22 protein-coding genes and 2 tRNA genes are annotated in these 25935 nt (G+C 64.4%); all 24 read left to right on the forward strand.

What is annotated here, in order from left to right; translation table 11 throughout:
* The coding region (locus tag J2W36_RS20740) for an EF-Tu C-terminal domain-related protein (protein ID WP_503169905.1) at positions 1–97 on the forward strand (97 nt) is incomplete at its 5' end.
* An 18-nt stretch (positions 98–115) separates the two neighbouring features.
* A tRNA-Trp gene (locus J2W36_RS20745) sits at positions 116–191 on the forward strand.
* Between the two features lie 132 nt (positions 192–323).
* A complete protein-coding gene (gene secE / locus J2W36_RS20750) occupies positions 324–707 on the forward strand; it encodes a preprotein translocase subunit SecE (RefSeq protein WP_307691671.1) in 384 nt (127 codons plus the stop codon).
* Positions 707–1303, forward strand: a complete 597-nt coding sequence (nusG, locus tag J2W36_RS20755) for a transcription termination/antitermination protein NusG (protein ID WP_307691672.1) — start codon at positions 707–709, stop codon at positions 1301–1303. Before secE ends, nusG begins: the two co-directional genes overlap by 1 nt.
* A 133-nt stretch (positions 1304–1436) precedes the next feature.
* Positions 1437–1868: a 50S ribosomal protein L11 gene (gene rplK / locus J2W36_RS20760; protein ID WP_183024332.1), complete on the forward strand. Its 432-nt coding sequence runs from the start codon at positions 1437–1439 to the stop codon at positions 1866–1868.
* On the forward strand, positions 1869–2567 hold the full coding sequence (rplA, locus tag J2W36_RS20765; RefSeq protein WP_307691673.1) for a 50S ribosomal protein L1: 699 nt from the start codon (positions 1869–1871) through the stop codon (positions 2565–2567).
* Positions 2568–2820: 253 nt separating this feature from the next.
* Positions 2821–3351, forward strand: coding sequence for a 50S ribosomal protein L10 (rplJ, locus tag J2W36_RS20770; RefSeq protein ID WP_307691674.1), 531 nt, complete (start codon positions 2821–2823; stop codon positions 3349–3351).
* Positions 3352–3393: 42 nt separating this feature from the next.
* On the forward strand, positions 3394–3768 hold the full coding sequence (rplL, locus tag J2W36_RS20775) for a 50S ribosomal protein L7/L12 (protein WP_307691675.1): 375 nt from the start codon (positions 3394–3396) through the stop codon (positions 3766–3768).
* 250 nt (positions 3769–4018) lie between these two features.
* On the forward strand, positions 4019–8143 hold the full coding sequence (rpoB, locus tag J2W36_RS20780) for a DNA-directed RNA polymerase subunit beta (RefSeq protein WP_307691676.1): 4125 nt from the start codon (positions 4019–4021) through the stop codon (positions 8141–8143).
* A gap of 20 nt (positions 8144–8163) precedes the next feature.
* On the forward strand, positions 8164–12393 hold the full coding sequence (gene rpoC, locus J2W36_RS20785; protein WP_307691677.1) for a DNA-directed RNA polymerase subunit beta': 4230 nt from the start codon (positions 8164–8166) through the stop codon (positions 12391–12393).
* 96 nt (positions 12394–12489) lie between these two features.
* Positions 12490–13026: a LemA family protein gene (locus J2W36_RS20790; protein ID WP_307691678.1), complete on the forward strand. Its 537-nt coding sequence runs from the start codon at positions 12490–12492 to the stop codon at positions 13024–13026.
* A gap of 59 nt (positions 13027–13085) precedes the next feature.
* Positions 13086–14414 carry a 16S rRNA (cytosine(967)-C(5))-methyltransferase RsmB gene (gene rsmB / locus J2W36_RS20795; protein WP_307691824.1) on the forward strand — a complete coding sequence of 443 codons (1329 nt, stop codon included), beginning with the start codon at positions 13086–13088 and terminating at the stop codon, positions 14412–14414.
* A 73-nt stretch (positions 14415–14487) separates the two neighbouring features.
* Positions 14488–15054 carry a DUF4390 domain-containing protein gene (locus J2W36_RS20800; RefSeq protein WP_370869364.1) on the forward strand — a complete coding sequence of 189 codons (567 nt, stop codon included), beginning with the start codon at positions 14488–14490 and terminating at the stop codon, positions 15052–15054.
* Positions 15051–17375 (forward strand): sensor histidine kinase, encoded by a 2325-nt coding sequence (locus tag J2W36_RS20805; protein ID WP_307691680.1) that lies wholly within the window; start codon positions 15051–15053, stop codon positions 17373–17375. Before J2W36_RS20800 ends, J2W36_RS20805 begins: the two co-directional genes overlap by 4 nt.
* Before the next feature lie 59 nt (positions 17376–17434).
* On the forward strand, positions 17435–18133 hold the full coding sequence (locus J2W36_RS20810) for a response regulator (RefSeq protein WP_307691681.1): 699 nt from the start codon (positions 17435–17437) through the stop codon (positions 18131–18133).
* A gap of 53 nt (positions 18134–18186) precedes the next feature.
* Positions 18187–18262, forward strand: a tRNA-Phe gene (locus J2W36_RS20815).
* 341 nt (positions 18263–18603) lie between these two features.
* Positions 18604–19860: an ABC transporter substrate-binding protein gene (locus J2W36_RS20820; protein WP_307691682.1), complete on the forward strand. Its 1257-nt coding sequence runs from the start codon at positions 18604–18606 to the stop codon at positions 19858–19860.
* A gap of 16 nt (positions 19861–19876) precedes the next feature.
* On the forward strand, positions 19877–20764 hold the full coding sequence (locus J2W36_RS20825) for a branched-chain amino acid ABC transporter permease (protein WP_307691683.1): 888 nt from the start codon (positions 19877–19879) through the stop codon (positions 20762–20764).
* Positions 20761–21633: a branched-chain amino acid ABC transporter permease gene (locus J2W36_RS20830; RefSeq protein ID WP_307691684.1), complete on the forward strand. Its 873-nt coding sequence runs from the start codon at positions 20761–20763 to the stop codon at positions 21631–21633. The genes J2W36_RS20825 and J2W36_RS20830 overlap by 4 nt, the downstream gene beginning before the upstream one ends.
* Positions 21630–22379 carry an ABC transporter ATP-binding protein gene (locus tag J2W36_RS20835; protein ID WP_307691685.1) on the forward strand — a complete coding sequence of 250 codons (750 nt, stop codon included), beginning with the start codon at positions 21630–21632 and terminating at the stop codon, positions 22377–22379. The genes J2W36_RS20830 and J2W36_RS20835 overlap by 4 nt, the downstream gene beginning before the upstream one ends.
* Entirely contained in the window at positions 22376–23086 is a 711-nt protein-coding gene (locus J2W36_RS20840) for an ABC transporter ATP-binding protein (RefSeq protein ID WP_307691686.1), read from the forward strand. Before J2W36_RS20835 ends, J2W36_RS20840 begins: the two co-directional genes overlap by 4 nt.
* A 47-nt stretch (positions 23087–23133) precedes the next feature.
* A complete protein-coding gene (locus J2W36_RS20845; protein WP_307691687.1) occupies positions 23134–24309 on the forward strand; it encodes a CaiB/BaiF CoA transferase family protein in 1176 nt (391 codons plus the stop codon).
* 38 nt (positions 24310–24347) lie between these two features.
* Entirely contained in the window at positions 24348–25043 is a 696-nt protein-coding gene (locus tag J2W36_RS20850; RefSeq protein ID WP_307691688.1) for a cysteine hydrolase family protein, read from the forward strand.
* Positions 25044–25055: 12 nt separating this feature from the next.
* Positions 25056–25928, forward strand: coding sequence for an HpcH/HpaI aldolase/citrate lyase family protein (locus J2W36_RS20855; RefSeq protein WP_307691689.1), 873 nt, complete (start codon positions 25056–25058; stop codon positions 25926–25928).
* Positions 25929–25935: the final 7 nt, after the last annotated feature.

Here is a 25935-nt window from a genome sequence, read left to right on the forward strand (position 1 = left end):
GATCAACCCGATCGCCATGGAAGAAGGCCTGCGCTTCGCCATCCGCGAAGGTGGCCGTACCGTGGGCTCGGGCGTGGTCGCCAAGGTTCTCGCCTAAAAGCCAAAAAGTTTGCGGAGGGGTATAGCTCAATTGGCAGAGCGTCGGTCTCCAAAACCGAAGGTTGTAGGTTCGATTCCTACTGCCCCTGCCACCTAAGGTGGCAACCAAGACCCGCCGCATCAGCTGGCGGTGTCATCCAAGGCCCGTCGTGACCCGACGGGCTTCGGCGTCTGATGCGGCGCAAATGAATTGAAGGCCTCAGGGTCGCAGGAACTTGCCGAAGATGGCTACATCTCAAATCGAAACCGTGAGCACCGGTGCTGACAAGGCCAAGCTGGCCGCCGCAGTGCTGCTGGCAGTGGGCGCCATCGTGGCGTACTATCTGTTGGCACGCCAAGGCTCGCTGGCCCAATGGGCAGCGCTGCTGGTGCTGCTGGCTGCCGCGGTGGGCACCTTCGCGAGTTCGGAGAGTGGTCGGCAATTGCTGGCGTTTGGCCGCGACTCCTGGCGCGAAGTGCGCAAGGTGGTCTGGCCCAGCCGCAAGGAGGCCATGCAGATGACGGCCTACGTGTTTGCCTTCGTGGCGATCATGTCCGTATTCCTTTGGCTCACCGACAAGACGCTCGAATGGGTGTTCTTTGACCTCATTCTGGGCTGGAGAAAATAATGACTGACGTCGTCGAAACCACGCCGGAAGAAAACACGCCGATCCTGGCACCCGCAGCCAACCCTGACCTCCGCTGGTATGTGGTGCATGCCTATTCGGGCATGGAAAAGGCAGTCGAGCGCAACATCACCGAGCGCATCAATCGCGCCGGCATGCAGGACAAGTTTGGCCGCATCCTGGTGCCGACGGAAGAAGTCGTCGAAATCAAGAACGGCCAGAAGCGTACCACCGAGCGTCGCTTCTTCCCGGGTTACGTTCTGGTCGAAATGATCATGAACGACGAGAGCTGGCACCTGGTGAAGCACACCAACAAGGTCACCGGCTTCGTGGGCGGCGCCAAGAACCGTCCGGCACCGATTTCCCAGAAGGAAGTCGAGGACATCGTGAGCCAGATGCAGCAGGGCACGGAAAAGCCTCGTCACAAGGTCGAGTTCATGGTCGGCGAATTCGTTCGTGTCAAGGAAGGCCCGTTCACGGACTTCAACGGCACGGTCGAGGAAGTCAACTACGAAAAGAGCAAGGTGCGCGTGTCGGTCATGATCTTCGGTCGTGCCACGCCGGTCGAGCTCGAGTTCAGCCAGGTCGAGAAGACCTGAGCCGCCGGTCGAAAGACCGGCCCCATCCCCGGCTGCGCGTGGTCCGACTCGGCGCGCAGCTTTGATCGAAGAGTCCTAACCCCCGGGGAGCCATGGCAAATGCCGTGGCGTCATCACCCGCAAGGAGCAAAGCATGGCGAAAAAAATCGTCGGCTTCATCAAGCTGCAAGTGCCAGCTGGTAAGGCCAACCCGTCACCACCGATCGGTCCCGCATTGGGCCAACGTGGTTTGAACATCATGGAGTTCTGCAAGGCGTTCAACGCCCAGACCCAAGGCGTCGAGCCGGGTCTGCCGCTGCCGGTGGTCATCACCGCGTTCGCGGACAAGAGCTTCACCTTCATCATCAAGACGCCGCCTGCGGTCACCTTGATCAAGAAGGCCATCAAGCTGGACAAGGGTTCGGCCACGCCGCACACTGCCAAGGTCGGCAAGATCACGCGCGCACAGCTCGAAGAGATCGCCAAGGCCAAGATGAAGGATTTGACGGCAGCCGACCTGGATGCCGCCGTTCGTACCATCGCCGGCTCCGCCCGCTCGATGGGCGTGACTGTGGAGGGCGTTTAAATGTCCAAGATCACCAAGAAGCAAAAGGCGCTGGCCGGCAAGGTCGACAGCAACAAGCTGTACGCGCTGGCTGATGCGATCGGTCTCGTCAAGGAAGCCGCCACCGCCAAGTTCGATGAATCCATCGACGTGGCCGTGCAACTGGGCATCGACGCGAAGAAGTCGGACCAGGTCGTGCGTGGCGCCGTCGTGCTGCCCAACGGCACGGGCAAGACCAAGCGCGTCGCTGTGTTCGCCCAGGGCGCCAAGGCTGAAGAAGCCAAGGCAGCCGGCGCCGACATCGTCGGCATGGACGACCTCGCTGCGATGGTCAAGGCTGGCGACATGCCTTTCGACGTCGTGATCGCCGCACCCGACGCGATGCGCGTCGTTGGTACGCTGGGCCAGATCCTCGGCCCGCGCGGCCTGATGCCCAACCCCAAGGTGGGCACCGTGACGCCGGACGTGGCTCAGGCTGTGCGCAACGCCAAGGCTGGCCAGGTCCAGTTCCGCGTCGACAAGGCCGGCATCATCCACGGCACGATCGGCCGTCGTTCGTTCGACACCGACAAGCTGCAAAGCAACCTGGCTGCACTGGTCGACGCGCTGGTCAAGGCCAAGCCGGCCACCAGCAAGGGTGTGTACCTGCGCAAGGTCGCCGTGTCGTCGACCATGGGTCTGGGCGTTCGCGTCGATACCCAAACGATCGCATCGGCCTGATGTGAAGTATTTGCCGCACCCTTCGGGGCGCGGCGATGTGGTGGGCCACCGCGAAGCCGTCCCCAGGACGGTGGATCGGTTGGGCCATCCAAGACCGCTGGCGTGCAGTTCGCTGCACTTAATCGACTCCTCTCGGGGAATCACCAGCGCAGATGGCGATCCCACTGCAAGGAATTCGTTTCCGAAACAGTTGGTCGCTGCATGAAGCGCACCTCGAGGCCTCGGCCCAGGGGTGCATTAAAAGGAGTAGACCTTGAGTCTGAATCGCAGTGAGAAAGAAGCGGTCGTCAGTGACGTCACCAGCCTCGCCGCTAAAGCTCAAACGCTCGTGATGGCGGAATACCGTGGCATCACGGTTGCCGACATGACCAAATTGCGCAATACCGCGCGCAGCCAGGGCGTGACGCTCAGCGTGTTGAAGAACACGCTGGCTCGCCGTGCTGTTGCAGGTAGCGCTTTTGAAGTCGTCGGTGACCAGATGACCGGCCCGCTGATCTATAGCTTCTCCGAAGACGCTGTGGCCGCCGCCAAGGTGGTGGCCGATTTCGCGAAGACCAACGACAAGCTGGTCATTCGCGGTGGCGCATTCGGTGGCAAGGCTCTGGACGTCAACGGCGTGAAGCAACTGGCCAACATCCCTTCGAAGGAAGTGTTGCTGGCGCAATTGCTGGGCTTGATGCAATCCCCGATCTCTCGTACCGCCCGCGTGCTCGCGGCGCTGGCCGAGCAGCGCGGTGGTGGCGAAGCACCGACCGAGGCTCCGGCCGAAGCTCAAGCCGCTTGAGCTTGAGATCGACAAATTCAACCCAATTGTTAGGAAACAAAAATGGCATTCGATAAAGACGCATTTCTGACCGCGCTCGACAGCATGACGGTCCTGGAACTCAACGACCTGGTCAAGGCCATCGAAGAGAAGTTTGGTGTGAGCGCAGCCGCCATGTCGGCTCCTGCAGCTGGCGGCGGCGCTGCTGCTCCGGCCGCAGAAGAGAAGACCGAATTCAACGTCATGCTGATGGAAGCTGGCGCGAACAAGGTTTCGGCGATCAAGGCCGTGCGCGAAATCACCGGCCTGGGCCTCAAGGAAGCCAAGGATCTGGTGGAAGCCGCTCCCAAGGCTGTCAAGGAAGGCCTGTCGAAGGCTGACGCTGAAGCCGCAAAGAAGAAGCTGGAAGATGCCGGCGCCAAGGTGGAACTGAAGTAATTCAGACCCCCTGAAGGGCTGGAGGTGCTCGAAAGAGCCCTCCAGCCTTTGCCGCTTTCAGAGCGCACCCAAAAGCCGACGTCCCAACGCGGCTTTTGAGTGTCTTCTGACCCCGACTGCAGAAGACCCCTTGGTTCGGGTGATGTGCAACGCATCACTGTCCGCCAACGGCTGGTAGTGGCCAGCCGCCAAGCAGTGGTGCGCAAGCACCGCTGACAAGTCGCGCAAGATCTCAAGCCCCGGAGCTCTCATGGCCCAAACGTCCACGTACAGTTACACCGAACGCAAGCGCATCCGAAAGAATTTCGGCAGCCGCGACAGCGTCGTTGAAATTCCTTACCTGCTGCAGATGCAAAAAGACGCGTACACCGCGTTCCTGCAAGCGGGCATCGCCCCGAAACAGCGCACCATCGAAGGCCTGCAAGCCGCATTCACCGCCGCGTTCCCGATCGTTTCGCACAACGGTTTCGTGGAAATGAAATTCCTCGAGTACAACCTGGCCAAGCCTGCGTTCGACGTGCGCGAATGCCAGACCCGCGGTCTGACCTTCGCGTCGGCCGTGCGCGCCAAGGTCCAGCTGATCATCTATGACCGCGAGTCGTCGACTTCGCAGTCGAAGGTGGTCAAGGAAGTGAAGGAGCAAGAGGTCTACATGGGCGAAGTGCCGCTCATGACCGACAAGGGTTCGTTCATCATCAACGGTACCGAGCGCGTCATCGTGTCGCAGCTGCACCGTTCGCCAGGTGTGTTCTTCGAGCACGACAAGGGCAAGACCCACAGCTCGGGCAAGTTGCTGTTCTCGGCGCGCGTGATTCCCTACCGCGGTTCGTGGCTCGACTTCGAGTTCGACCCGAAGGACATGCTGTACTTCCGCGTGGACCGTCGCCGCAAGATGCCGGTCACGATCCTGCTCAAGGCCATCGGCCTGAATCCGGAATCGATCCTCGCGAACTTCTTTGTCAACGACAACTTCCGCCTGATGGACAGCGGCGCGCAGATGGAGTTCGTCGCCGAACGCCTGCGCGGTGAAGTCGCCCGTTTCGACATCACCGACAAGGCCGGCAAGGTCGTGGTCGCCAAGGACAAGCGCATCACCGCGCGCCACACCCGCGAACTGGAACAGTCGAACACCACGCACATCAGCGTGCCGGAAGACTTCCTGGTCGGCCGCGTGGTCGCCCGCAACATCGTGGACGCCGACTCCGGCGAGATCCTGGCCAAGGCCAACGACGAACTGACTGAAGCGCTGCTCAAGAAGCTGCGCACGGCCGGCGTTCAGGACGTGCAGGTCATCTACACGAATGAACTGGACCAGGGCGCGTACATCTCGCAGACGCTGCGCATCGACGAAACGGTCGACGAGTTTGCCGCGCGCGTGGCCATCTACCGCATGATGCGTCCTGGCGAGCCACCGACGGAAGACGCGGTTCAGGCCCTGTTCCAGCGCCTGTTCTACAACCCGGACACGTACGACCTGTCGCGCGTGGGCCGCATGAAGTTCAACGCCAAGATCGGTCGCGAAGAGTCGACTGGCCCGATGGTGCTGTCCAACGAGGACATCCTGGCCGTGGTCAAGATCCTGGTGGACCTGCGCAACGGCAACGGCGAAGTCGATGACATCGATCACCTGGGCAATCGCCGCGTGCGTTGCGTGGGCGAGCTCGCTGAAAACCAGTACCGCACCGGTCTGGCACGCATCGAGAAGGCCGTCAAGGAACGTCTGGGCCAAGCGGAACAAGAGCCGCTGATGCCGCACGACCTGATCAACAGCAAGCCGATCTCGGCTGCACTGAAGGAATTCTTCGGCGCATCGCAGCTGTCGCAGTTCATGGACCAGACCAATCCGCTGGCCGAAATCACCCACAAGCGCCGCGTGTCGGCCCTGGGCCCGGGCGGTTTGACCCGCGAACGTGCCGGCTTCGAAGTGCGCGACGTGCACGTGACCCATTACGGCCGCGTCTGCCCGATCGAAACGCCTGAAGGCCCGAACATCGGTCTGATCAACTCGCTGGCGCTGTACGCACGCCTGAACGAGTACGGTTTCATCGAAACCCCGTACCGCCGTGTGGTGGACGCCAAGGTGACCGACCAGATCGATTACCTGTCGGCCATCGAGGAAGGCAAGTACGTGATCGCCCAGGCCAACGCCGCGCTCGACAAGGATGGCCGCCTGACCGGCGACCTGGTGTCCGCGCGTGAACAAGGCGAATCGACGCTGCTGAGCGCCGAGCGCGTGCAGTACATGGACGTGTCGCCGGCGCAGATCGTGTCGGTGGCGGCCTCGCTCGTGCCCTTCCTGGAGCACGACGATGCGAACCGCGCGCTGATGGGCGCCAACATGTCGCGCCAGGCCGTGCCTGTGCTGCGTCCCGAGAAGCCGATGGTCGGCACCGGGATCGAGCGCGTGGCTGCCGTGGACTCGGGCACCGTGGTCACTGCGACCCGCGGCGGCGTGGTCGACTATGTCGATGCCACCCGCATCGTGGTGCGCGTGAACGACGCCGAGGCCGTGGCCGGTGAAGTGGGCGTGGACATCTACAACCTCATCAAGTACCAGCGTTCCAACCAGAACACGAACATCCATCAGCGTCCGATCGTCCAGCGCGGCGATCTGCTGGCCAAGGGTGACGTGATCGCCGACGGCGCTTCGACCGACCTGGGCGAGATCGCCATCGGCCAGAACATGCTGATCGCCTTCATGCCGTGGAACGGCTACAACTTCGAAGACTCGATCCTGATCTCCGAACGCGTGGTCGCCGAAGACCGCTACACCTCGATCCACATCGAGGAACTGGTGGTGATGGCCCGCGACACGAAGCTGGGCGCCGAGGAAATCACGCGCGACATCCCGAACCTGGCCGAGCAGCAGCTCAACCGCCTCGACGAATCCGGCATCATCTATGTCGGCGCCGAAGTGCAGCCGGGCGACACGCTGGTGGGCAAGGTCACGCCGAAGGGCGAAACCACGCTGACGCCTGAAGAGAAGCTGCTTCGCGCCATCTTCGGCGAGAAGGCTTCCGACGTGAAGGACACCTCGCTGCGCGTGAGCCAGGGCTCGCAGGGCACCGTGATCGACGTGCAGGTCTTCACCCGTGAAGGCATCACCCGCGACAAGCGCGCCCAGCAGATCATCGACGACGAGCTCAAGCGCTTCCGCCTCGACCTGAACGACCAGCTGCGCATCGTCGAGGCCGACGCGTTCGACCGGATCGAGAAGCTGCTGACCGGCAAGGTCGCCAATGGCGGCCCGAACAAGCTGGCCAAGGGCACCAAGCTCGACAAGGCGTACCTGTCGTCGATCGAGAAGTTCCACTGGTTCGACATCCGCCCGGCGGACGACGAAGTGGCCACGCAGCTCGAGTCGATCAAGAACTCGCTGGAGCAGACGCGCCACAGCTTCGACCTCGCGTTCGAAGAAAAGCGCAAGAAGCTCACGCAAGGCGACGAGCTGCCTGCGGGCGTGCTCAAGATGGTCAAGGTCTACCTGGCCGTCAAGCGCCGCCTGCAACCCGGCGACAAGATGGCCGGCCGTCACGGTAACAAGGGTGTGGTGTCCAAGATCGTTCCGGTCGAAGACATGCCCCACATGGCCGATGGCACGCCGTGCGACGTCTGCCTGAACCCGCTGGGCGTGCCTTCGCGGATGAACGTGGGCCAGGTGCTTGAAGTGCATCTGGGCTGGGCCGGCAAGGGCATCGGCCAGCGCATCGGCGACATGCTGCAGGCCGAGACCAAGGTGGCCGAACTGCGTGCCTTCATGGACCAGCTCTACAACGGCGCCGGCCGCAAGGAAGACCTGGCCCAGCTGAGCGACGCGGACGTGCTCAACATGGCCAAGAACCTGACCGACGGCGCTACCTTCGCGACCCCGGTGTTCGACGGTGCGACCGAAGAAGAAATCCGCGGCATGCTCAAGCTGGCATACCCGGACGACATCGCCAAGGTCAAGGGCCTGACCGACACGCGGACGCAGGCCTACCTGTACGACGGCCGCACGGGCGACCAGTTCGAACGTCCGGTCACCGTGGGCTACATGCACTTCTTGAAGCTGCACCATTTGGTGGACGACAAGATGCACGCACGCTCGACCGGCCCGTACTCGCTGGTCACGCAGCAACCGCTGGGCGGCAAGGCGCAGTTCGGTGGCCAGCGTTTCGGCGAAATGGAAGTGTGGGCGCTGGAAGCCTACGGCGCGGCCTACGTGCTCCAGGAAATGCTGACGGTCAAGTCCGACGACGTGCAGGGCCGTACCAAGGTGTACGAGAGCATCGTCAAGGGCGAACACTCCATCGAAGCCGGCATGCCGGAATCGTTCAACGTGCTGGTCAAGGAAATCCGTTCCCTTGGTCTGGACATTGAACTCGAACGTTCATAAGCAGACAAGGAAAGAGTCACATGAAGTCATTACTCGACCTGTTCAAGCAATTCACGCCCGATGAGCATTTCGATGCCATCAAGATCGGCATGGCTTCGCCCGAAAAGATCCGTTCGTGGTCTTTTGGCGAGGTGAAGAAGCCCGAGACGATCAACTACCGCACCTTCAAGCCCGAACGCGACGGCTTGTTCTGCGCCAAGATCTTCGGCCCCATCAAGGATTACGAATGCCTGTGCGGCAAGTACAAGCGCCTCAAGCACCGCGGTGTCATCTGCGAGAAGTGCGGCGTTGAAGTCACGCAGACCAAGGTTCGCCGCGAGCGCATGGGTCACATCGACCTGGCCGCACCGTGCGCGCACATCTGGTTCCTGAAGTCGCTGCCGTCGCGTCTGGGCCTGGTGCTCGACATGACGCTGCGCGACATCGAACGCGTGCTGTACTTCGAAGCCTACGTCATCACCGACCCCGGCATGACCCCGCTGAAGAAGTTCGGCATCATGTCCGAAGACGACTACGACACCAAGCGCAAGGAATTCGGTGACGAGTTCGTTGCCAAGATGGGCGCCGAAGGCATCAAGGATCTGCTCGAAGGCATCGAACTCGACAGCGAGATCGAACGCCTGCGTGGCGACCTGACCGGCTCCGAAGTCAAGGTCAAGAAGAATTCCAAGCGCCTCAAGGTGCTCGAAGCCTTCAAGAAGTCGGGCATCAAACCCCAGTGGATGGTGCTCGAGGTGCTGCCCGTGCTGCCGCCGGACCTGCGTCCGCTGGTGCCGCTGGACGGCGGCCGCTTCGCGACCTCCGACCTGAACGACCTGTATCGCCGCGTCATCAATCGCAACTCGCGTCTGCGCCGCCTGCTGGAGCTCAAGGCCCCGGAAATCATCGCGCGCAACGAAAAGCGGATGCTGCAGGAAGCGGTCGACTCGCTGCTGGACAACGGCCGTCGCGGCAAGGCCATGACGGGCGCCAACAAGCGTGCACTGAAGTCGCTGGCCGACATGATCAAGGGCAAGAGCGGTCGTTTCCGCCAGAACTTGCTGGGCAAGCGCGTCGACTACTCGGGCCGTTCGGTCATCGTGGTGGGCCCGACGCTCAAGCTGCACCAGTGCGGTCTGCCCAAGCTGATGGCGCTCGAGCTGTTCAAGCCCTTCATCTTCTCGCGCCTCGAAGCCATGGGCATCGCGACGACGATCAAGGCTGCCAAGAAGGAAGTCGAATCGGGCACGCCGGTGGTCTGGGACATCCTGGAAGAGGTCATCAAGGAACACCCGGTGATGCTCAACCGTGCGCCTACGCTGCACCGTCTGGGCATCCAGGCCTTCGAGCCCATCCTGATCGAAGGCAAGGCAATCCAGCTGCACCCGCTGGTCTGCGCGGCGTTCAACGCCGACTTCGACGGCGACCAGATGGCCGTCCACGTGCCGCTGTCGGTGGAAGCGCAAATGGAAGCCCGCACGCTGATGCTGGCCTCCAACAACGTGCTGTTCCCCGCATCGGGCGAACCGTCGATCGTGCCGTCGCAAGACGTGGTGCTGGGTCTGTACTACACGACCCGCGACCGCATCAATGCCAAGGGCGAGGGCCTGATCTTCTCCGACATCGGTGAAGTGCAGCGCGCGCTCGACGCGAACGTGGTCGAGCTCACCGCCAAGGTGGCCGTGCGTATCACCGAGTACACGAAGAACAAGGAAACCGGCGAATTCACGCCGAACACCGAGCTCGTCGATACGACCGTGGGCCGCGCGCTGCTCTCGGAGATCCTGCCCAAGGGCCTGCCCTTCTCCAACCTGAACAAGGCGCTGAAGAAGAAGGAAATCTCCAAGCTCATCAACGTCTCGTTCCGCAAGTGCGGCCTGAAAGAGACCGTGGTGTTCGCCGACAAGCTGCTGCAGAACGGTTTCCGTCTTGCGACCAAGGCGGGCATCTCGATCGCCATCGACGACATGCTGGTGCCTGCTGAAAAGCACGGCATCATCGATCGCTCGGCCAAGGAAGTGAAGGAAATCGAGCAGCAGTACGTCTCGGGTCTCGTGACCTCCGGCGAGCGCTACAACAAGGTGGTGGACATCTGGGGCAAGGCCGGCGACGAAGTGTCCAAGGTGATGATGGCCAAGCTGTCCAAGCAGCGCGTCATCGACCGCCATGGCAACGACGTCGAGCAGGAGTCGTTCAACTCGATCTACATGATGGCCGACTCGGGCGCACGCGGTTCCGCAGCGCAGATCCGCCAGGTGGCCGGCATGCGGGGCCTGATGGCCAAGCCCGACGGCTCGATCATCGAGACCCCCATCACCGCGAACTTCCGCGAAGGCCTGAACGTGCTGGAGTACTTCATCTCCACCCACGGTGCCCGTAAGGGTCTGGCCGACACCGCGCTGAAGACCGCGAACTCGGGCTACCTGACGCGCCGCCTGGTCGACGTGACGCAGGATCTGGTCGTGATCGAACAGGACTGCGGCACGCACCACGGTTCGATGATGCGCGCCATCGTCGAAGGCGGTGAGGTGATCGAGTCGCTGCGCGACCGTATCCTGGGCCGCTCGGCTGCCGAGGACGTGCTGCATCCGGAAACCCGTGCCGTGCTGCTGCCTTCGGGCGAAATGTTCGACGAGGACAACATCGAAGAGCTCGAGGCGCAAGGCGTCGACGAGGTCAAGGTGCGTACCGCGCTGACCTGCGAAACCCGCTTCGGCATCTGCGCCAAGTGCTACGGACGCGACCTGGGCCGCGGCGGCCTGATCAACATCGGCGAAGCCGTCGGTGTGATCGCTGCCCAGTCCATCGGCGAGCCCGGCACGCAGCTGACGATGCGTACCTTCCACATCGGTGGTGCAGCGTCGCGTGCGGCGATTGCCTCCAGCGTGGAAGCCAAGTCGAACGGTTCGATCGGCTTCAACGCCACGATGCGCTACGTGACCAACAGCAAGAACGAGCTGGTCGTGATTTCGCGTTCGGGTGAAATCATCATTCACGACGAACACGGCCGCGAACGCGAACGCCACAAGGTGCCTTACGGCTCCATCCTGGCGGTCAAGGCAGACCAGGCCGTCAAGGCCGGCGTCATCCTCGCCAACTGGGACCCGCTGACCCGCCCGATCATTACCGAGTTCGCCGGCAAGGCGCAGTTCGAGAACGTCGAGGAAGGCCTGACGGTCGCCAAGCAGGTGGACGAAGTGACCGGTCTGTCGACCCTGGTCGTGATCGATCCGAAGCGCCGTGGCGCTGCCAAGATCGTTCGCCCGCAGGTCAAGCTGATCGACGCGCAAGGCCAGGAAGTGAAGATCCCGGGCACCGATCACTCGGTGACCATCGGCTTCCCGATCGGCTCGCTGGTTCAGATCCGCGACGGCCAGGACGTGGGCCCCGGCGAAGTGCTGGCCCGCATCCCGGTCGAAGGCCAGAAGACGCGCGACATCACCGGCGGTCTGCCGCGTGTGGCCGAGCTGTTCGAAGCCCGCTCGCCCAAGGACAAGGGCATGCTGGCCGAGATGACCGGTACCGTGTCGTTCGGCAAGGAAACCAAGGGCAAGATCCGCCTTCAGATCACCGACCCCGAAGGCGGCGTGTATGAAGAGCTCGTGCCCAAGGAAAAGAACATCCTGGTGCACGAAGGCCAGGTGGTGAACAAGGGCGAGTCCGTGGTCGACGGCCCGGCGGATCCGCAGGACATCCTGCGACTGCTGGGTTCGGAAGAACTGGCGCGCTACATCGTGGACGAAGTGCAGGACGTGTACCGCCTGCAGGGTGTGAAGATCAACGACAAGCACATCGAGGTGATCGTTCGCCAGATGCTGCGCCGCGTCGTGGTCGACAACATCGGCGACACGAACTACATCTCGGGCGAACAGGTCGAACGCAGCGAAATGCTCAACACCAACGACGCCCTGCGCGCCGAAGGCAAGATCCCCGCAACGTTCACCAACCTGCTGCTCGGTATCACCAAGGCATCGCTGTCGACGGACTCGTTCATCTCGGCGGCTTCCTTCCAGGAAACCACCCGCGTGCTCACCGAGGCTGCCATCATGGGCAAGCGCGACGAGCTGCGTGGCCTGAAGGAAAACGTGATCGTGGGTCGACTGATCCCGGCCGGCACCGGCATGGCGTACCACCAGGCCCGCAAGGTCAAGGACGCGATGGACGAAGCCGAGCGCCGCGCGATCGCCGAGTCGGAAGCTGCCGAACTGGCAGGTTCCTCGACCGACGACGCCAGCACGGCGGATGCCAGCGAAGGCGCCGCGACGGAATAATGCGGCGCCAGCGCCCGGTTCCAAGGCCATGACAGGCCCGAAACGCCCCCCTTCCGCTCGCGGCCGGGGGGCTTTTTTTCTGCCGTGGAGGTGCGCATGAGCCACCTCCCGGATTCGCTGGGCGGCTGGTTGGCCGCTGCGGTTCTGCTGTTCTGGTTCGTCGGTGCACACAACCGCCTCGTGCGGCTGCGCTCGGCGGCGCTCCAGGCCTACGTCACGCTCGATGCGGCGCTGGTGCGCCAGGTCGATGCCATTCAGTCCCATGTGCTCGCACGCACCGAGGCGCCGCCTCCCGGTGGCGTCGATGAGGCGGGGCTGGCATCGTTGCGTGCCACTGCCGAGCAGTTGCGAACCGTGCTGGGTGCCACGCGGGTGCGTCCACTCGACCCGGCCGGCATGGCCGCGCAGGGAACGGCACTGCAGGTGATGCAGGCAACCTGGACGCGTCTGCAGGCGTCCGGCGGCGATGCCCAGGCCGCGGCGATGGCGTGGCCCGACCCTGCCGCGCTGCCTGAAACCGCCCGCGCCCAGTTCAATCTGAACGTGGCCCAATACAACGCTGCCATCCGGCAGTTCCCGGCCGTGCTGGTGGCATGGGTGATGCAACTCCGGCCCGCCGCCACGCTGGGCTGAACTACGATCGACTTCCGTTGCAACAAGATACCTTTGACCCTTCCCGTTCCCCTTCATCCCTGCAACCGCCGCTGTGGCGCCAGTTGCAGTTGACGGCCGGCGCGCTTGCGTCCATTCGCAGCGGCGTCTCCGGCTCGGTGGCCTTCGATGCCGTGGAGCCGGCCTTGCGCCCGGGTGTGCAGTCGCTGGGCTTCCATGTGCTGCGCTGGCTCGGCCGTGCCGAAGCCCTGCGCCGGCATCTGGCCAAGCGCACGCCACCACCACCGGCCGATGCGCTGCTGTGCACCGCCCTGGCCCTGGCCTGGGATGGTGAAGCCGCGCCCTACGAACCGTTCACCCTGGTCGACCAGGCCGTGGAGGCGGCCAAGCGCAATCCGGCCACCCGTGCGCAGGCCAGCTTCATCAACGCGTGCCTGCGCCGTTTCCTGCGCGAGCGCGACGAACTCGTGGCGGCCACCGAAACCGAACCGGTCGCCCAGTGGAACCACCCGCGCTGGTGGATCGAGCGCCTCAAGCGCGACCACCCGCGCGACTGGCAGCGCGTGCTCGCGGCCGACAACATGCAGGCGCCGATGACGCTGCGGGTCAACGTGCGGCACACGACCGTGGCCGACTATCTGGATGCCTTGGCGGCCGTCGATCTGCAGGGCAGGGCGGTGGGCGCAAGCGGCGTCCAGCTCGAGCGTGCCCGTCCGGTGCAGCAACTGCCGGGCTTTGCCCAAGGCGATGCCTCGGTGCAGGATGCCGCTGCACAGCTCGCCGCGCCGTTGCTTTTGCAAGGGTTGCAGCGCCCGGCCGGCGGTGCGCCGCTGCGCGTGCTCGACGCCTGCGCCGCGCCGGGGGGCAAGACGGCGCACCTGCTCGAAATGATGCCGGCAGGCGAGATCGAGGTGGTGGCGCTCGAGGTGGATGCGCAGCGCAGCCGGCGCATCGGCGAAACCCTCTCGCGCATCCGGCGTGAGGCGCGCGTCGTGGTCGCCGATGCCGGCCGTCCGGCCGACTGGTGGGACGGCGCGCCCTTCGACGCCATCCTGCTCGACGCGCCGTGTACCGCGTCGGGCATCGTCCGGCGGCATCCGGACGTGCGCTGGTTGCGCCGCGAGAGCGATACGGCACAGCTTGCGCTCCAGCAGGCCATGCTCCTGGCGGCGCTCTGGCCGCTGGTTCGACCGGGCGGGCGGCTGCTCTACTGCACCTGCTCGGTTTTCCGCGAAGAAGGTTCGCACCAGATCGATGCGTTCCTTGCACACAACACTGACGCCCGATTGCGACCCTCGCCGGGTCATTTGCTGCCGCAAAGCGCCGGGAATCGGCGCAGCGTCCCGGACAATCCTCTGGGTGATCACGACGGTTTCTTCTACGCCTTGCTCGAAAAGTCCGCCCTCTGAAGCGCGCGCGGGGTTTTCGCGCGTGATCGTTCGGCCTGCGGCGGTCCTGCTCCAGCTGCTGCTGTGGTGCGTCATGGGGCTGGTCACCTCCCCGCCTGCGGCCGCCCAGGCGCATGGCGCCACGGTCACGCAGATGCGGCTGGAGCAGGCCGACGACGGCGTCTACCTGAGCGCCGCGGTCGATTTTGAGCTGCCCCAGCTGGTCGAGGATGTGCTCGACAAGGGCATTGCTATCTATTTCGTGGCCGAGGCCGAGCTGTACCGCGAACGCTGGTACTGGACCGACCGCAAACTGGCGCAGGCCGCACGCCACATGCGCCTGGCCTACCAACCCCTCACCCGTCGCTGGCGCCTGAACGTGGCGCCGGTGCCGATCACGGGCAACACCGGCTTTGGCGTGTCGCTCAACCAGAACTTCGACAGCCTCGGTGAGGCGCTCGATGCAGTCAAGCGCATCGGCCGGCTGCGGCTGGGCGACGTTGCGGAAATCGGCGACGACGCTTCGCACGGTGTGGTTTTCCGGTTCCGGCTCGACACATCGCAGCTGCCCAGGCCCTTCCAGATCGGTGTGGTGGGCCAGGCCGATTGGGACATTGCGGTCGAGCGCAGCGCCCGGCTGCCGGTGGAGCGGCTGCGGTGAGCACTGCACCCCGCGACACCGGCCCCGCAGGTCCCCCCCGCAGCAGACGCGCGCGCGCCATGCGGTGGGCCATCGGCGTGGGGGCGGCCGCCGTGGTCGCCATCGGCCTGGTGCTGATGTTCCTGCTGGCCGTGGCCACCAACAACCGGGTGCTCTACGAGCAGAATTACGCGCGCCTCTTCGGCATCAACGTGGTGGTGGCGACGCTGTTGAGCCTGGTGATCGGCTGGATCGCCTTTCGGCTGGTGCGGCGGCTGCGCCAGGGCAAGTTCGGCAGCCGGCTGCTGATCCGGCTGGCGGCCATCTTCGCGCTGGTGGGTGTCGTGCCAGGGGTGCTGGTTTACGTGGTGTCCTACCAGTTCGTCGCGCGCTCGATCGAGAGCTGGTTCGACGTCAAGGTCGAGGGCGCACTCGACGCTGGCTTGAACCTCGGGCGCGCCACGCTCGATTCGCTGTCGGAAGATCTGGCGGCCAAGACCCGGGTCGCCAGCAGCCAGCTGGCCGACATTCCCGATGCGAGTGCCGGCCTGATGCTCGAACGCATCCGCGATCAGTTGGGGGCGACCGACGTCATCTTGTGGACGGGATCGGCCCAATTGGTGGCCAGTGCTGGCGCGTCGCGCTTCGAGCTGAACCCCGAGCGGCCAACGCAGCAGCAACTGCGGCAGGTGCGCGCCGACCGTGCGGTGGCGCACATCGAGGGCCTGGACGAATCCGCCGCCGGCACCGGCCCGCCGCCGGCCAGTGTGCGTGCCATCGCGCTGGTCCAGCGACCGGGCTTCGACTTCAACACCGAGCCCCGATTCCTGCAGGTGACCTGGCCGCTGCCGACGGCCGTCGTGGCCAATGCACTGGCTGTGCAGGAGGCCAACCGGGAGTACCAGGAGCGTGCGCTGGCGCGCGATGGCTTGCGCCGCATGTACATCGGCACGTTGACACTCAGCCTGTTCCTGGCCGTGTTCGGCGCGGTCTTGCTGGCGGTGCTTTTCGGCAATGCGCTGGCGCGACCGTTGCTGGTGCTGGCCGAAGGCGTGCGGCAGGTCGCCGCCGGCGACTTGCGGCCCACGGCCGTGCTGCATGGCAAGGACGAGCTGGGCGGCCTCACGCGGTCCTTTGCCGTCATGACGCAGCAGCTCGCCGATGCGCGCGGCGCGGTGGAGAAAACGGTGGGCGAACTCGACGCCGCGCGCGCCAACCTGCAGACCATCCTGGACAACCTGACATCCGGCGTCATCGTGCTCGACGCCCACGGCACCGTGTTGTCGACCAACCCGGGCGCCACCCGCGTGTTGCGGGCGCCGCTGGCCGCCTTTGAAGGACGCGCGCTGGCCGAAGTGCCCGGGCTCGCGCATTTCGCGCAGAACATCCAGCAGCAGTTCGACGATTTCGAGGTCGAGCGCGCCCAGCACGGGCTCGATCACTGGCAGCACGCCTTCGAGCTGCACGCCAGCGGCACGGGCATGTCGCAGGACTCGATCAACATCGTCGCGCGCGGGGCCGAGCTGCCGGGCGCCGCCCGCCTGCTGGTGTTCGACGACATTTCCGAGATTGTCTCGGCGCAGCGCGCGCAGGCCTGGGGCGAAGTGGCCCGCCGCCTGGCGCACGAGATCAAGAATCCGCTCACGCCCATCCAGCTGTCGGCCGAGCGCCTGGAGATGAAGCTCTCGGGCAAGGTGGCTGGGCCGGAGCAGGCCATCCTCACCAAGTCGGTCAAGACCATCGTCGACCAGGTCGATGCGATGAAGCGGCTGGTCAACGAGTTCCGCGACTATGCGCGCCTGCCGGCGGCCGACCTCAAGCCGGTCGACCTGAATTCGCTGGTCGCCGACGTGTTCCAGCTCTATGGCGGCGAGCACGCCTCGAGCATGCTGCGCTGCGAACTCGACGAGCGCTGCCCGCCGATCCGCGGCGACGCCCAGCAGATCCGCCAGGTGATCCATAATCTCCTGCAGAACGCTCAGGACGCGGCCGAAGCGGCCGTGGTCGGCACCGGACGCCGCGCGGAAGTGGTGCTGCGCACGCGGCTGGGCGATTCGGGGCAACGGGTGCGCCTGACCGTGCAGGACAGCGGCCCCGGTTTTGCCGAGAACATCCTCAAGCGCGCCTTCGAGCCCTACGTCACGACCAAGACCAAAGGCACCGGGCTGGGGCTGGCGGTCGTGAAGAAAATTGCCGACGAACACGGCGCCCGCATCGAGCTGTCCAACCGCATCGTGGACGGTTCGGTGGCAGGTGCTCAAGTCTCGCTATCATTCGCTCTGGCACGCGAGCCGCAGGGAGCGGTCGTTCATTCCGAAGATCCGAAACCGTCCGTCGTCTGAGTCGCTCAGCAGGGCTGGCCAATCGGGACGGGCTCACCAGGTACAAGCAACAAGCATTCATGGCAAACATCCTCGTGGTCGACGACGAGCTGGGCATCCGAGACCTGCTCTTCGAAATTCTCAATGACGAAGGCCACAACGTGGAACTCGCGGAGAACGCTGCCGAAGCGCGCGCCGCGCGGCTGCGCGCCCGGCCCGACCTCGTGCTGCTCGACATCTGGATGCCCGACACCGATGGGGTGTCGCTGCTCAAGGAATGGGCGACCACCGGACTGTTGAGCATGCCCGTCATCATGATGAGCGGCCACGCGACCATCGACACTGCCGTCGACGCCACCCGCATCGGCGCCTTCGCCTTCCTGGAGAAGCCGATCACGCTGCAGAAGCTGCTCAAGGCCGTGGAGCAAGGGCTGGCACGAGAGACCGCCCGCCGCGCCGCTGCGGCCGTGGTGCCGTCGCCCAGTGCCTATGGCGCGGTGGTCACCATCGTGGGCGACAACAGCCCGGTGCCGATGCTCCCGACCATCGTCGCTGTCGCCGACCCCGGCCCGCAGTCGGTGCAGAGCTTCGACCTAGACCGCCCCTTGCGCGATGCGCGAGACGGCTTCGAGAAGGCCTACTTCGAATTCCACCTGGCCATGGAACACGGCTCGATGACACGCGTGGCCGAGAAGACCGGCCTCGAACGCACTCACCTGTACAGAAAACTCAAGCAACTTGGCGTGGACCTCTCGCGGGGGCGAAAAAGCGCTGTATAATTCGAGGCTCTGCTTCGAACGTTCAAGCTTTGCTTGCAGCTTCGAAGTACGAAGGCCCGGTAGCTCAGTTGGTAGAGCAGCGGATTGAAAATCCGCGTGTCGTTGGTTCGATTCCGACCCAGGCCACCAGTATCCATAAAGGCGCTGCAGCTAGCAAAGTTGCAGCGCCTTTGTCGTTTTCCCGCGGTGGAAATCAGCGCTGTGTGAGGGATGCCGGTGCTGCGTGAGCCCTTGGGTCGGCGGCGCCTTGCTGGATGTCTTCCGCTGGCGGCTGGTCGCACGCCTGCCTGATCCTCGCGGCGCAAAAGACCGCGGCTCCCCTCCGCCCGCCCCACAAAGCGCTCCCATTTGCAGTCGCACCGCGTGAAAACGCGCCTCATAAAAATGTAGACAATCTACATTAACGTCATTAAAGTTGGTGTGGTGGATCTGCCCCGGAACTCAGAAATCACCCTTTACAGGAACTCACCATGAACTTCAGACGAGCTTTCATCGCCACGATGGCTTCCGCATGCTTGTGGGGTCCACTGCACGCCCAAACGCCGGAGACCTGGAAAATCGGCGCGCTCTACCCGCTGACCGGCTCCCTGGCGCTGCTTGGCACCGAGAACCTCAACGGCGCAAAGGTGGCGGTCGAGATGATCAATGAGCGGGGCGGCGTTGCCGGCCACAAGATCGAGCTGGTGACGGGGGATGCCTCCACGCCGGACAAGGCGCAATCCGAAGCCGAGCGCCTGTCTTCGCTTGAAAACGTCAAGGTGATCTCGGGCACCTATTCGAGCGGCCTTTCTTACGCTGCCAGTCAGGTGGTCGAGCGACGTGGGGGGCTCTACTGGGAGACTGGTGGCATCTCGGACGGCTTGACCAAGCGCGGCTTCAAGAACTACTTCCGGGTGGTTTTCACCGCTTCGCAGAACGGTCAGCTTGCTGCCAACCTGTCCAAGGACGTGATCGCCAAGCAGCTCGGCAAGGAGCCCAAGGACATCAAGATCATGGTGATCCACGAGGACTCCGACTACGGCACCTCGGTCGCCACCGCAGCCGAGCTCAAGGCGAAGGAGCTCGGTTTCAAGGTCGCAGGTCGGGTCGCCTACAAAGCCACCACGACCGATCTGTCTTCTCTGGTTCTGCGCATGAAGGCCGAATCGCCGAACATTGTGATCGCGTCCTCGTATGCGAACGATGCGCTCCTGGTGCAACGCCAGATGAAGCAGCTCGGTGTGAACGTCGATGCCTTCATCGGGACTGGCGGCATCTACGGCTTGCCTAGTTTCGCGGAAGGCCTGGGCAGCGCGGTCAACGGCATCTTCGACACGGAGGGCTCCGCGGGCATCAACACGTCAGCGCTGTCGAAGGAATCGGCGCAGCAACTGGAAGAGTTCAAGAAGCGCTTTCAGGCGATGTACGGAAAACCGCCTTCGTATGTCGGCACGCAGGGGTTCGTTGGCACTTTTGTCCTGCTGGACAACGTCCTGCGCAAGGCCGGCTCGCTCGACCCGGAGAAAGTGCGCGCAGCCGCCGCAGCAGTCGACATTCCCGATGGGGGCACGGCGCTGGGCTGGGGCGTGAAGTTTGCGGGCGAGAGTGATCCGGCCCGCGGCCAGAACCTGCGTGCCTTTCCGGTCGCACAGCAGTGGCAAGGTGGAAAGCTGGTGGTCGTGAGCCCGGACACCGTGAAGACCCATGCCGCGATCCTGGTGCCGCTGCCGGCCTGGGACAAACGCTGACCGTCCAAGACGATCCATGTTGGCCATCCTTCCCCAATTGCTGGTCTCGGGTCTGTTGATCGGCGGCGTGTACGCGCTGCTGTCGATTGGCCTGACGCTGATCTTCGGCGTGCTGCGCATCGTCAACTTCGCGCAGGGTGAATTCATCATGCTGGCGATGTTCGGCGCCTTCTGGGCGAACGTCCTGCTCGGAATCGATCCCTACCTCTGCGCGATCATCGTGGTGCCCGCCATCTTCCTGCTGGGCATGCTGGTCGAGCGGTTTGTGATCCAGCGCATTCTCTTTGCCGCGCATTCGATGCAGATCTTTGCCACCTTCGGTCTGTCGGTCTTGATGCAGAACCTGGCCCTGACCTTCTGGGGCCCGGATTACCGCTCGGTCAGCACGGCATACACCTCTCTCTCCTACACGGTGGCAGGCCTGTCGATCTCGGCGACGTCGCTCTTCGCCTTCATCGCGGCGATCTTGATGGCCGCCGGACTGATCGGCTTCCTGCACTTCACCCGCGGTGGCCGTGCGCTGCGGGCGATGGTGCAGAACCGCTATGCGGCCAGTCTGATGGGCGTCAACACCAAGCAGCTCAACCGCCTGGCTTTCGGTTGCGGCGTCGCCTGTGCGGCGGTGTGCGGCTGCATCCTGACGCCGATGTACTACACCTTCCCAACCGTTGGCGTGGACCTGATCATCACCGGCTTCGTCGTTGTCGTCCTCGGCGGCATGGGCAGCGTGGCCGGCGCGGTCGTCGGCGGCCTGATCATTGGCGTGGCGCAGACGCTGACTGGCTTCTACCTGTCGGTCGAGTTCAAGGACGTCGTGGCGCTGCTGCTTTTCATCGTCATCCTGCTCGTGCGGCCACAGGGGTTGTTCGGGCGCAAGGGTACCGAAGACCTGGGCATGAAATGATGAACGACTATTACCTCAACATCATCGTCATGACCTTCCTGTGGGCCGCACTGAGCGGTGCCTGGAATCTCATGGCCGGCTACGGCGGGCTGGTCTCGCTGGGGCAGTCAGCGTTCTTTGGCATCGGCGCCTATGCGACCGCAGTGCTCTATGCGACCTTTGGCATCTCGCCCTGGATCGGCCTGATCGCCGGCGTGGTGGTCACTACCACCACCGCGGTGCTCATCAGCTGGCCGTGCTTTCGGCTGCGCGGTGCCTTCTTCTCGCTGGCGACGCTGGTCTTCCCGATCGTGATGGAGATCGTTGCCAATAACTGGACCGACGTGACCCGCGGCTCCACCGGCATCGCGCTGCCCTTCAAGCCGGGCCTGGGCAATTTCATCTTCGAATCTCGCTGGGCCTATGTGCTCGCCGCATTCGCCTTGATGATGCTGGTCTATGGCATCACGCGCTGGCTGCACCGCGGCAAGCTCGGGCTCTACCTGATCGCGGTGCGAGATGACCAGGATGCCGCCGAGAGCATGGGCGTCGAGCCAGTGCGCGTGAAGCTGGTCGTCACCATGATCAGCGCGGCGCTCACTTCGCTCGGCGGCTTCCTGTACGCGCAGTACATCCTGTTCCTCGATCCACCCAGCGTGTTCTCGATCGGTGTCTCGGTTCAGATCGCATTGTTCAGTCTGATCGGTGGCCTGGGCACGCCGCTCGGTCCGATCGTCGGCTCCTTCATCATGACGCCGCTCGACGGCATCCTGAGCACCTTTCTGGGCGGCGGTCCGCGATTGCTGATCTATGGCGCGGTGCTGCTGGGTGTGGTTCTGATCGCGCCACAGGGCGTGGTCGGCGCGATCAAGGCAAGGAGGCGTAAATGAATCCTACCGAAGTCACGGCAAAGCTGCCGCCCCTGCTCAAGGTCGAGGGACTCCTTCGCCGCTTTGGGGGACTGGTCGCAGTCAACAAGGTGTCATTCGAGGTCGGGCCTGGCGAGATCGTCGGCCTGATCGGGCCGAATGGCGCGGGCAAGACCACCTTGTTCAACATCATCAGCGGCCACCTTGAGGCCGACGAGGGGCGTATCGAGTTCGACGGCAGCGACATGACCCATGCGCGTGCGCCGCGCTGGGCCAAGGCGGGCGTCGGGCGCACCTTCCAGATCGTGAAGCCTCTCACTTCGTTGACTGTGCTCGAGAACGTCATGGTCGGTGCACTGCTGAAGAACAAGCCAGCGCAGGCGCGCAAGCAGGCCGCTGCGATCGTCGAACGCGTTGGCATGGGCCCGTTGATGGATCGCCTGGCCGGCAGCCTCACGCTCGAATCGCGCAAGCGCCTGGAACTCGCGCGCGCTCTCTCTGTGCAGCCCCGGCTGCTGCTCCTCGACGAGATACTGGCGGGCCTCAACCCGTCGGAAATCGAGGAGAGCATTCATTTGATCCGGAGCTTCGCGCGCGCCGACGGCCTCGCCGTGATCATGATCGAGCACAACCTGCATGCGGTCATGTCGCTGGCCGACCGTGTGGTGGTGCTCGACTACGGCGTCAAGATCGCGGAGGATCTGCCCAAGGTCGTGGTGCAGGACCCGAAGGTGATCGCCGCCTACCTCGGGAGTGATGACGAATGAGCCTCGAAATCAGGAACCTCAGCGCTGGCTATGGCGACGTCGTCGTGTTGCGCGACGTGAGCTTCGAAGTGCCGCAGGACGGTATCGTTTCCCTGCTCGGTGCCAACGGCGCAGGAAAAACCACCACGCTCAATGCCATCTCGGGTCTGCTGACCGAAGTGAAGGCGGGGTCCATCCTCCTCGACGGTGTCGACATCGGCCGGCTGCCCGCGCATGAGCGTGTCGAGGCGGGGCTCGCGCATGTGCCGCAAGGCCGCCATCTGTTTCCCTTCATGAGCGTGCGCGAGAATCTCGAGATGGGCGCTTATTCGCCCCGCGGGCGCGGCATGGAAACCGAGACTCTCGACTGGTTGTTCAGCATCTTTCCGAAGGTCAAGGAGCGCCTCTCGCAGAACGCCGGATCGCTCTCCGGTGGCGAACAGCAGATGTGCGCGATTGCGCGCGGCCTCATGTCGCAGCCCAAGTATTTACTGCTCGATGAACCTTCGCTCGGCCTGGCGCCGATCGTTGTCCGGCAGGTCATGTCGGTGATTCGCACGATCGCCGAGCGCGGTATCGGCGTGCTGCTGGTCGAGCAGAACGTGGCGCAGGCGCTCAAGCTGGCGAAGTACGCCTACGTCCTCGAGCATTCCGGCATTGCGATCGAAGGTTCGGCCGAGACGCTTGCTGGCGATGACCGGGTGCGCAAGGCCTACCTCGGGCTGTAGCGGACCGCGCAGCCACAACCCAATCACCGAAAACGGAGACCATTCCAGTGACAAGTTCAGGACCCCTCGCGGGCATCCGTATCCTCGATCTCAGCGCCTACATCGCGGCGCCCTACGGCTGCACGCTGCTTGCCGATCAGGGCGCCGAGGTGATCAAGGTGGAACCGCCGCAGGGCGACAACCTGCGCAAGTACCCTTCGACATTGCCCGGCGAAGGCCGCGCCTTTCTCGGTGTGAACCGGGGCAAGTCCGGCATCGTGCTCGATCTCAAGCTGGCGGCTGCGCGCGATGTGTTTGCGCGCCTGGTGCGCGATGCCGACGTGCTGGTGCACAACTTCAGGCCTGGTGTGCCGGAACGGCTGGGCATCGGATTCGAGCAGATGCAAGCACTCAACGAGCGGCTGGTCTACTGCGCGGTCACCGGCTACGGCGAGAGTGGACCGCTCAAGGACAAGGCCGGCTACGACCAGGTGCTGCAGTCGATGGCGGGCATCTGCGCGCTGCAGGGCACGCCCGAGTCGCCGCAGATTGTCTACGGCTCGGTCGTGGACTACTATGCAGCGGCGCTGCTCGCGGGCGGCGTGAGTTCTGCGCTCTACCAGCGTGAACGCACCGGCAAGGGCCAGTTCGTCGGGGTGTCGCTGCTGCGCAGCGCGCTCGCGATGCAGTCGGCCCGCTTCGTCTGGGCTGCCGATGAGCCGCGGGGCGCGTACCGCGACATGCGTTCCGGCGGCATCACCGGTCTGTACCCGACGCGCGAAGGCAGCCTGTACATCTCGGCCAATACGCCCCATTTCTGGACCGCGCTGTGCGAGCTGATCGGGTTGCCGCAGCTGGCGACCGATCCGCGCTACGCCACCGTGCGCCTGCGCGCCGAGCATGCGGACGAACTCGTGCCGCAGGTGCGCACCGCCCTGGCGGCGCGGTCCGCGCCGGAATGGGAGCAGCACTTCGGCGAACGCGTGCCGTGTGCCGCAGCGCTCGAGATCGAGGACATGTTCGACCATCCGCAGGTGCTCGCCGAACGCATGGTCCACGAGTTCACGCATCCGGTCGTGGGCCGCTACCGCGGCTTGTCACGGGCCGTGAAGTTCGGCGACGCCGAGCCGCAGTCGCCGGCACCTGCGCCGACCTTCGGCCAGCACACCCGGCAGGTGCTGGCTGGCGCCGGCTACGGCGCGGAAGAGATCGAAGCCCTGCTTGACGCGGGCGCCGCCGCCTGAGACCGCAACCTGCGTTCAACCGAGAAGGACAGAATCGAATGAAACCCTGGGAAAACTTCCTGACCGACGAAGATCGCGCGGTCATCGCCCGCGGCCGCTTCGGTCGCCGCATGGGCTTTGGCCAACGCGCCGCCGTGGTCGTGATCGATGCGCAGCGCTACATGGTCGGCGAGCCGGGCAACGACGCGGCCTGGCCGTCGAGCTGTTCGGACGTTGGTCGCCGCGCGGTGCAGGAGATCGCGCGCGTCGTGCAGGCTGCACAGGGCGTGGGCGTGCCCTGCTTCTTCACACTCTTTGCACTCGATCGCGACGGCAGCGACATTGGGGTCTATGGCCGCAAGCGCGACCTGCTGGACAGCGAGCACTGGTGCCTCGCGGGCTCGCGCGGCGCCGAACTCGTGCCCGAACTTTCGCCGGCCCAGGGTGACGTGGTGTTCGTCAAGAAGAAGCCCAGCGGCTTTCACGGCACGCCGCTGCTGGGCTACCTGGTCGAGCGGCGCATCGACACGGTCATCGTGTTGGGCGGCGCGACCAGCAACTGCATCCGCTCGACGGTCTTCGATGCTTCGTCGTACAACTTCCGCACCATCGTGCCGCAGGAGGCCGTGTTCGACCGGATCCCGATTTCGCACGCGATCTCGCTCTTCGACATGGACCGCCAGTTCGCCGATGTGGTGACGGTGCAGGAGACGCTGGACTACCTGGCGCGCGCCCGTGATGGCACGGTGGTCTGAACGGACGACGCCATGAGAAGCAAGCTCTTCGTCCCGGCCTCGCGGCCGGCGTTGTTCGCCAAGGCGCTCAACGGTGCAGCCGACGCGGTGTCGTTCGACCTGGAAGACGCCGTCGCACCAGATGCCAAGCCCGAGGCGCGCAGCCACCTGCGGGCGCTGTTCGAAGGGTTGACGCATGCGACGCCAGAGGCGGCGCGCAAGACCCTGATCGTGCGCGTCAACGCACTGGATACACCGTATTTCGCGGCCGACCTGGAGGCTGTCGTCTGGCCCGGCCTGCACATCGTGAACCTGCCGATGGTCGAGTCGGCTGCATCCGTGCAAGCAGCGGCGGATGCGATCGAGGCGATCGAACGCGAGCGCGGCATCGTCGGGCGCATCGGCATTCTGGCCAACATCGAGTCGGCGCGCGGCCTGCGCCTGGCCGCCGAGATCGCCGCTGCGCATCCGAGGGTGATGGGCCTGCAGATCGGCTACGGTGATCTCTTCGCCCCTCTGGGGATCGCGTCCGCCGAACCTTCGGCAACGCAATTTGTGCGTACCGCTGTGCGACTGGCGGCGGGCGAGGCCGGTATCCAGGCTTACGATGGCGCTTATGTCCACATTGACGATCCAGAAGGTTACCGGCGCGATTCGCAGGCCGCACGGCAGCTGGGCTTCACAGGACGCTCCTGCATTCATCCGTCGCAGATCGGCATTGCCAACGAGGTGTTCATGCCTTCCGAGGTCGAGGTGCGCCACGCGGTGCGGGTGGTGGAGGCGGCAGACCACCACCTGGGCCGGGGAACAGGCGCCTTCACTGTTGATGGGCGGCTCGTGGATGGGCCTTTCATCGTGCAGGCCGAGCGAACGGTTGCGCTGGCAAAGCGCCTTGGCATGATCTGATCCTTCT

Origin of the sequence: Variovorax ginsengisoli (genome assembly GCF_030811835.1) — a bacterium.
In the GTDB taxonomy this organism is placed as follows: domain Bacteria; phylum Pseudomonadota; class Gammaproteobacteria; order Burkholderiales; family Burkholderiaceae_C; genus Variovorax; species Variovorax ginsengisoli_C.

Excerpts from the sequence above, each read along its gene's own strand:
- secE (WP_307691671.1), top strand. The coding sequence starts at position 324 with ATGGCTACATCTCAAATCGAAACCGTGAGCACCGGTGCTGACAAGGCC.
- nusG (WP_307691672.1), top strand. The coding sequence starts at position 707 with ATGACTGACGTCGTCGAAACCACGCCGGAAGAAAACACGCCGATCCTG.
- rplK (WP_183024332.1), top strand. The coding sequence starts at position 1,437 with ATGGCGAAAAAAATCGTCGGCTTCATCAAGCTGCAAGTGCCAGCTGGT.
- rplA (WP_307691673.1), top strand. The coding sequence starts at position 1,869 with ATGTCCAAGATCACCAAGAAGCAAAAGGCGCTGGCCGGCAAGGTCGAC.
- rplL (WP_307691675.1), top strand. The coding sequence starts at position 3,394 with ATGGCATTCGATAAAGACGCATTTCTGACCGCGCTCGACAGCATGACG.
- rpoB (WP_307691676.1), top strand. The coding sequence starts at position 4,019 with ATGGCCCAAACGTCCACGTACAGTTACACCGAACGCAAGCGCATCCGA.
- rpoC (WP_307691677.1), top strand. The coding sequence starts at position 8,164 with ATGAAGTCATTACTCGACCTGTTCAAGCAATTCACGCCCGATGAGCAT.
- J2W36_RS20790 (WP_307691678.1), top strand. The coding sequence starts at position 12,490 with ATGAGCCACCTCCCGGATTCGCTGGGCGGCTGGTTGGCCGCTGCGGTT.
- J2W36_RS20800 (WP_370869364.1), top strand. The coding sequence starts at position 14,488 with ATGGGGCTGGTCACCTCCCCGCCTGCGGCCGCCCAGGCGCATGGCGCC.
- J2W36_RS20810 (WP_307691681.1), top strand. The coding sequence starts at position 17,435 with ATGGCAAACATCCTCGTGGTCGACGACGAGCTGGGCATCCGAGACCTG.
- J2W36_RS20820 (WP_307691682.1), top strand. The coding sequence starts at position 18,604 with ATGAACTTCAGACGAGCTTTCATCGCCACGATGGCTTCCGCATGCTTG.
- J2W36_RS20825 (WP_307691683.1), top strand. The coding sequence starts at position 19,877 with ATGTTGGCCATCCTTCCCCAATTGCTGGTCTCGGGTCTGTTGATCGGC.
- J2W36_RS20830 (WP_307691684.1), top strand. The coding sequence starts at position 20,761 with ATGATGAACGACTATTACCTCAACATCATCGTCATGACCTTCCTGTGG.
- J2W36_RS20835 (WP_307691685.1), top strand. The coding sequence starts at position 21,630 with ATGAATCCTACCGAAGTCACGGCAAAGCTGCCGCCCCTGCTCAAGGTC.
- J2W36_RS20840 (WP_307691686.1), top strand. The coding sequence starts at position 22,376 with ATGAGCCTCGAAATCAGGAACCTCAGCGCTGGCTATGGCGACGTCGTC.
- J2W36_RS20850 (WP_307691688.1), top strand. The coding sequence starts at position 24,348 with ATGAAACCCTGGGAAAACTTCCTGACCGACGAAGATCGCGCGGTCATC.
- J2W36_RS20855 (WP_307691689.1), top strand. The coding sequence starts at position 25,056 with ATGAGAAGCAAGCTCTTCGTCCCGGCCTCGCGGCCGGCGTTGTTCGCC.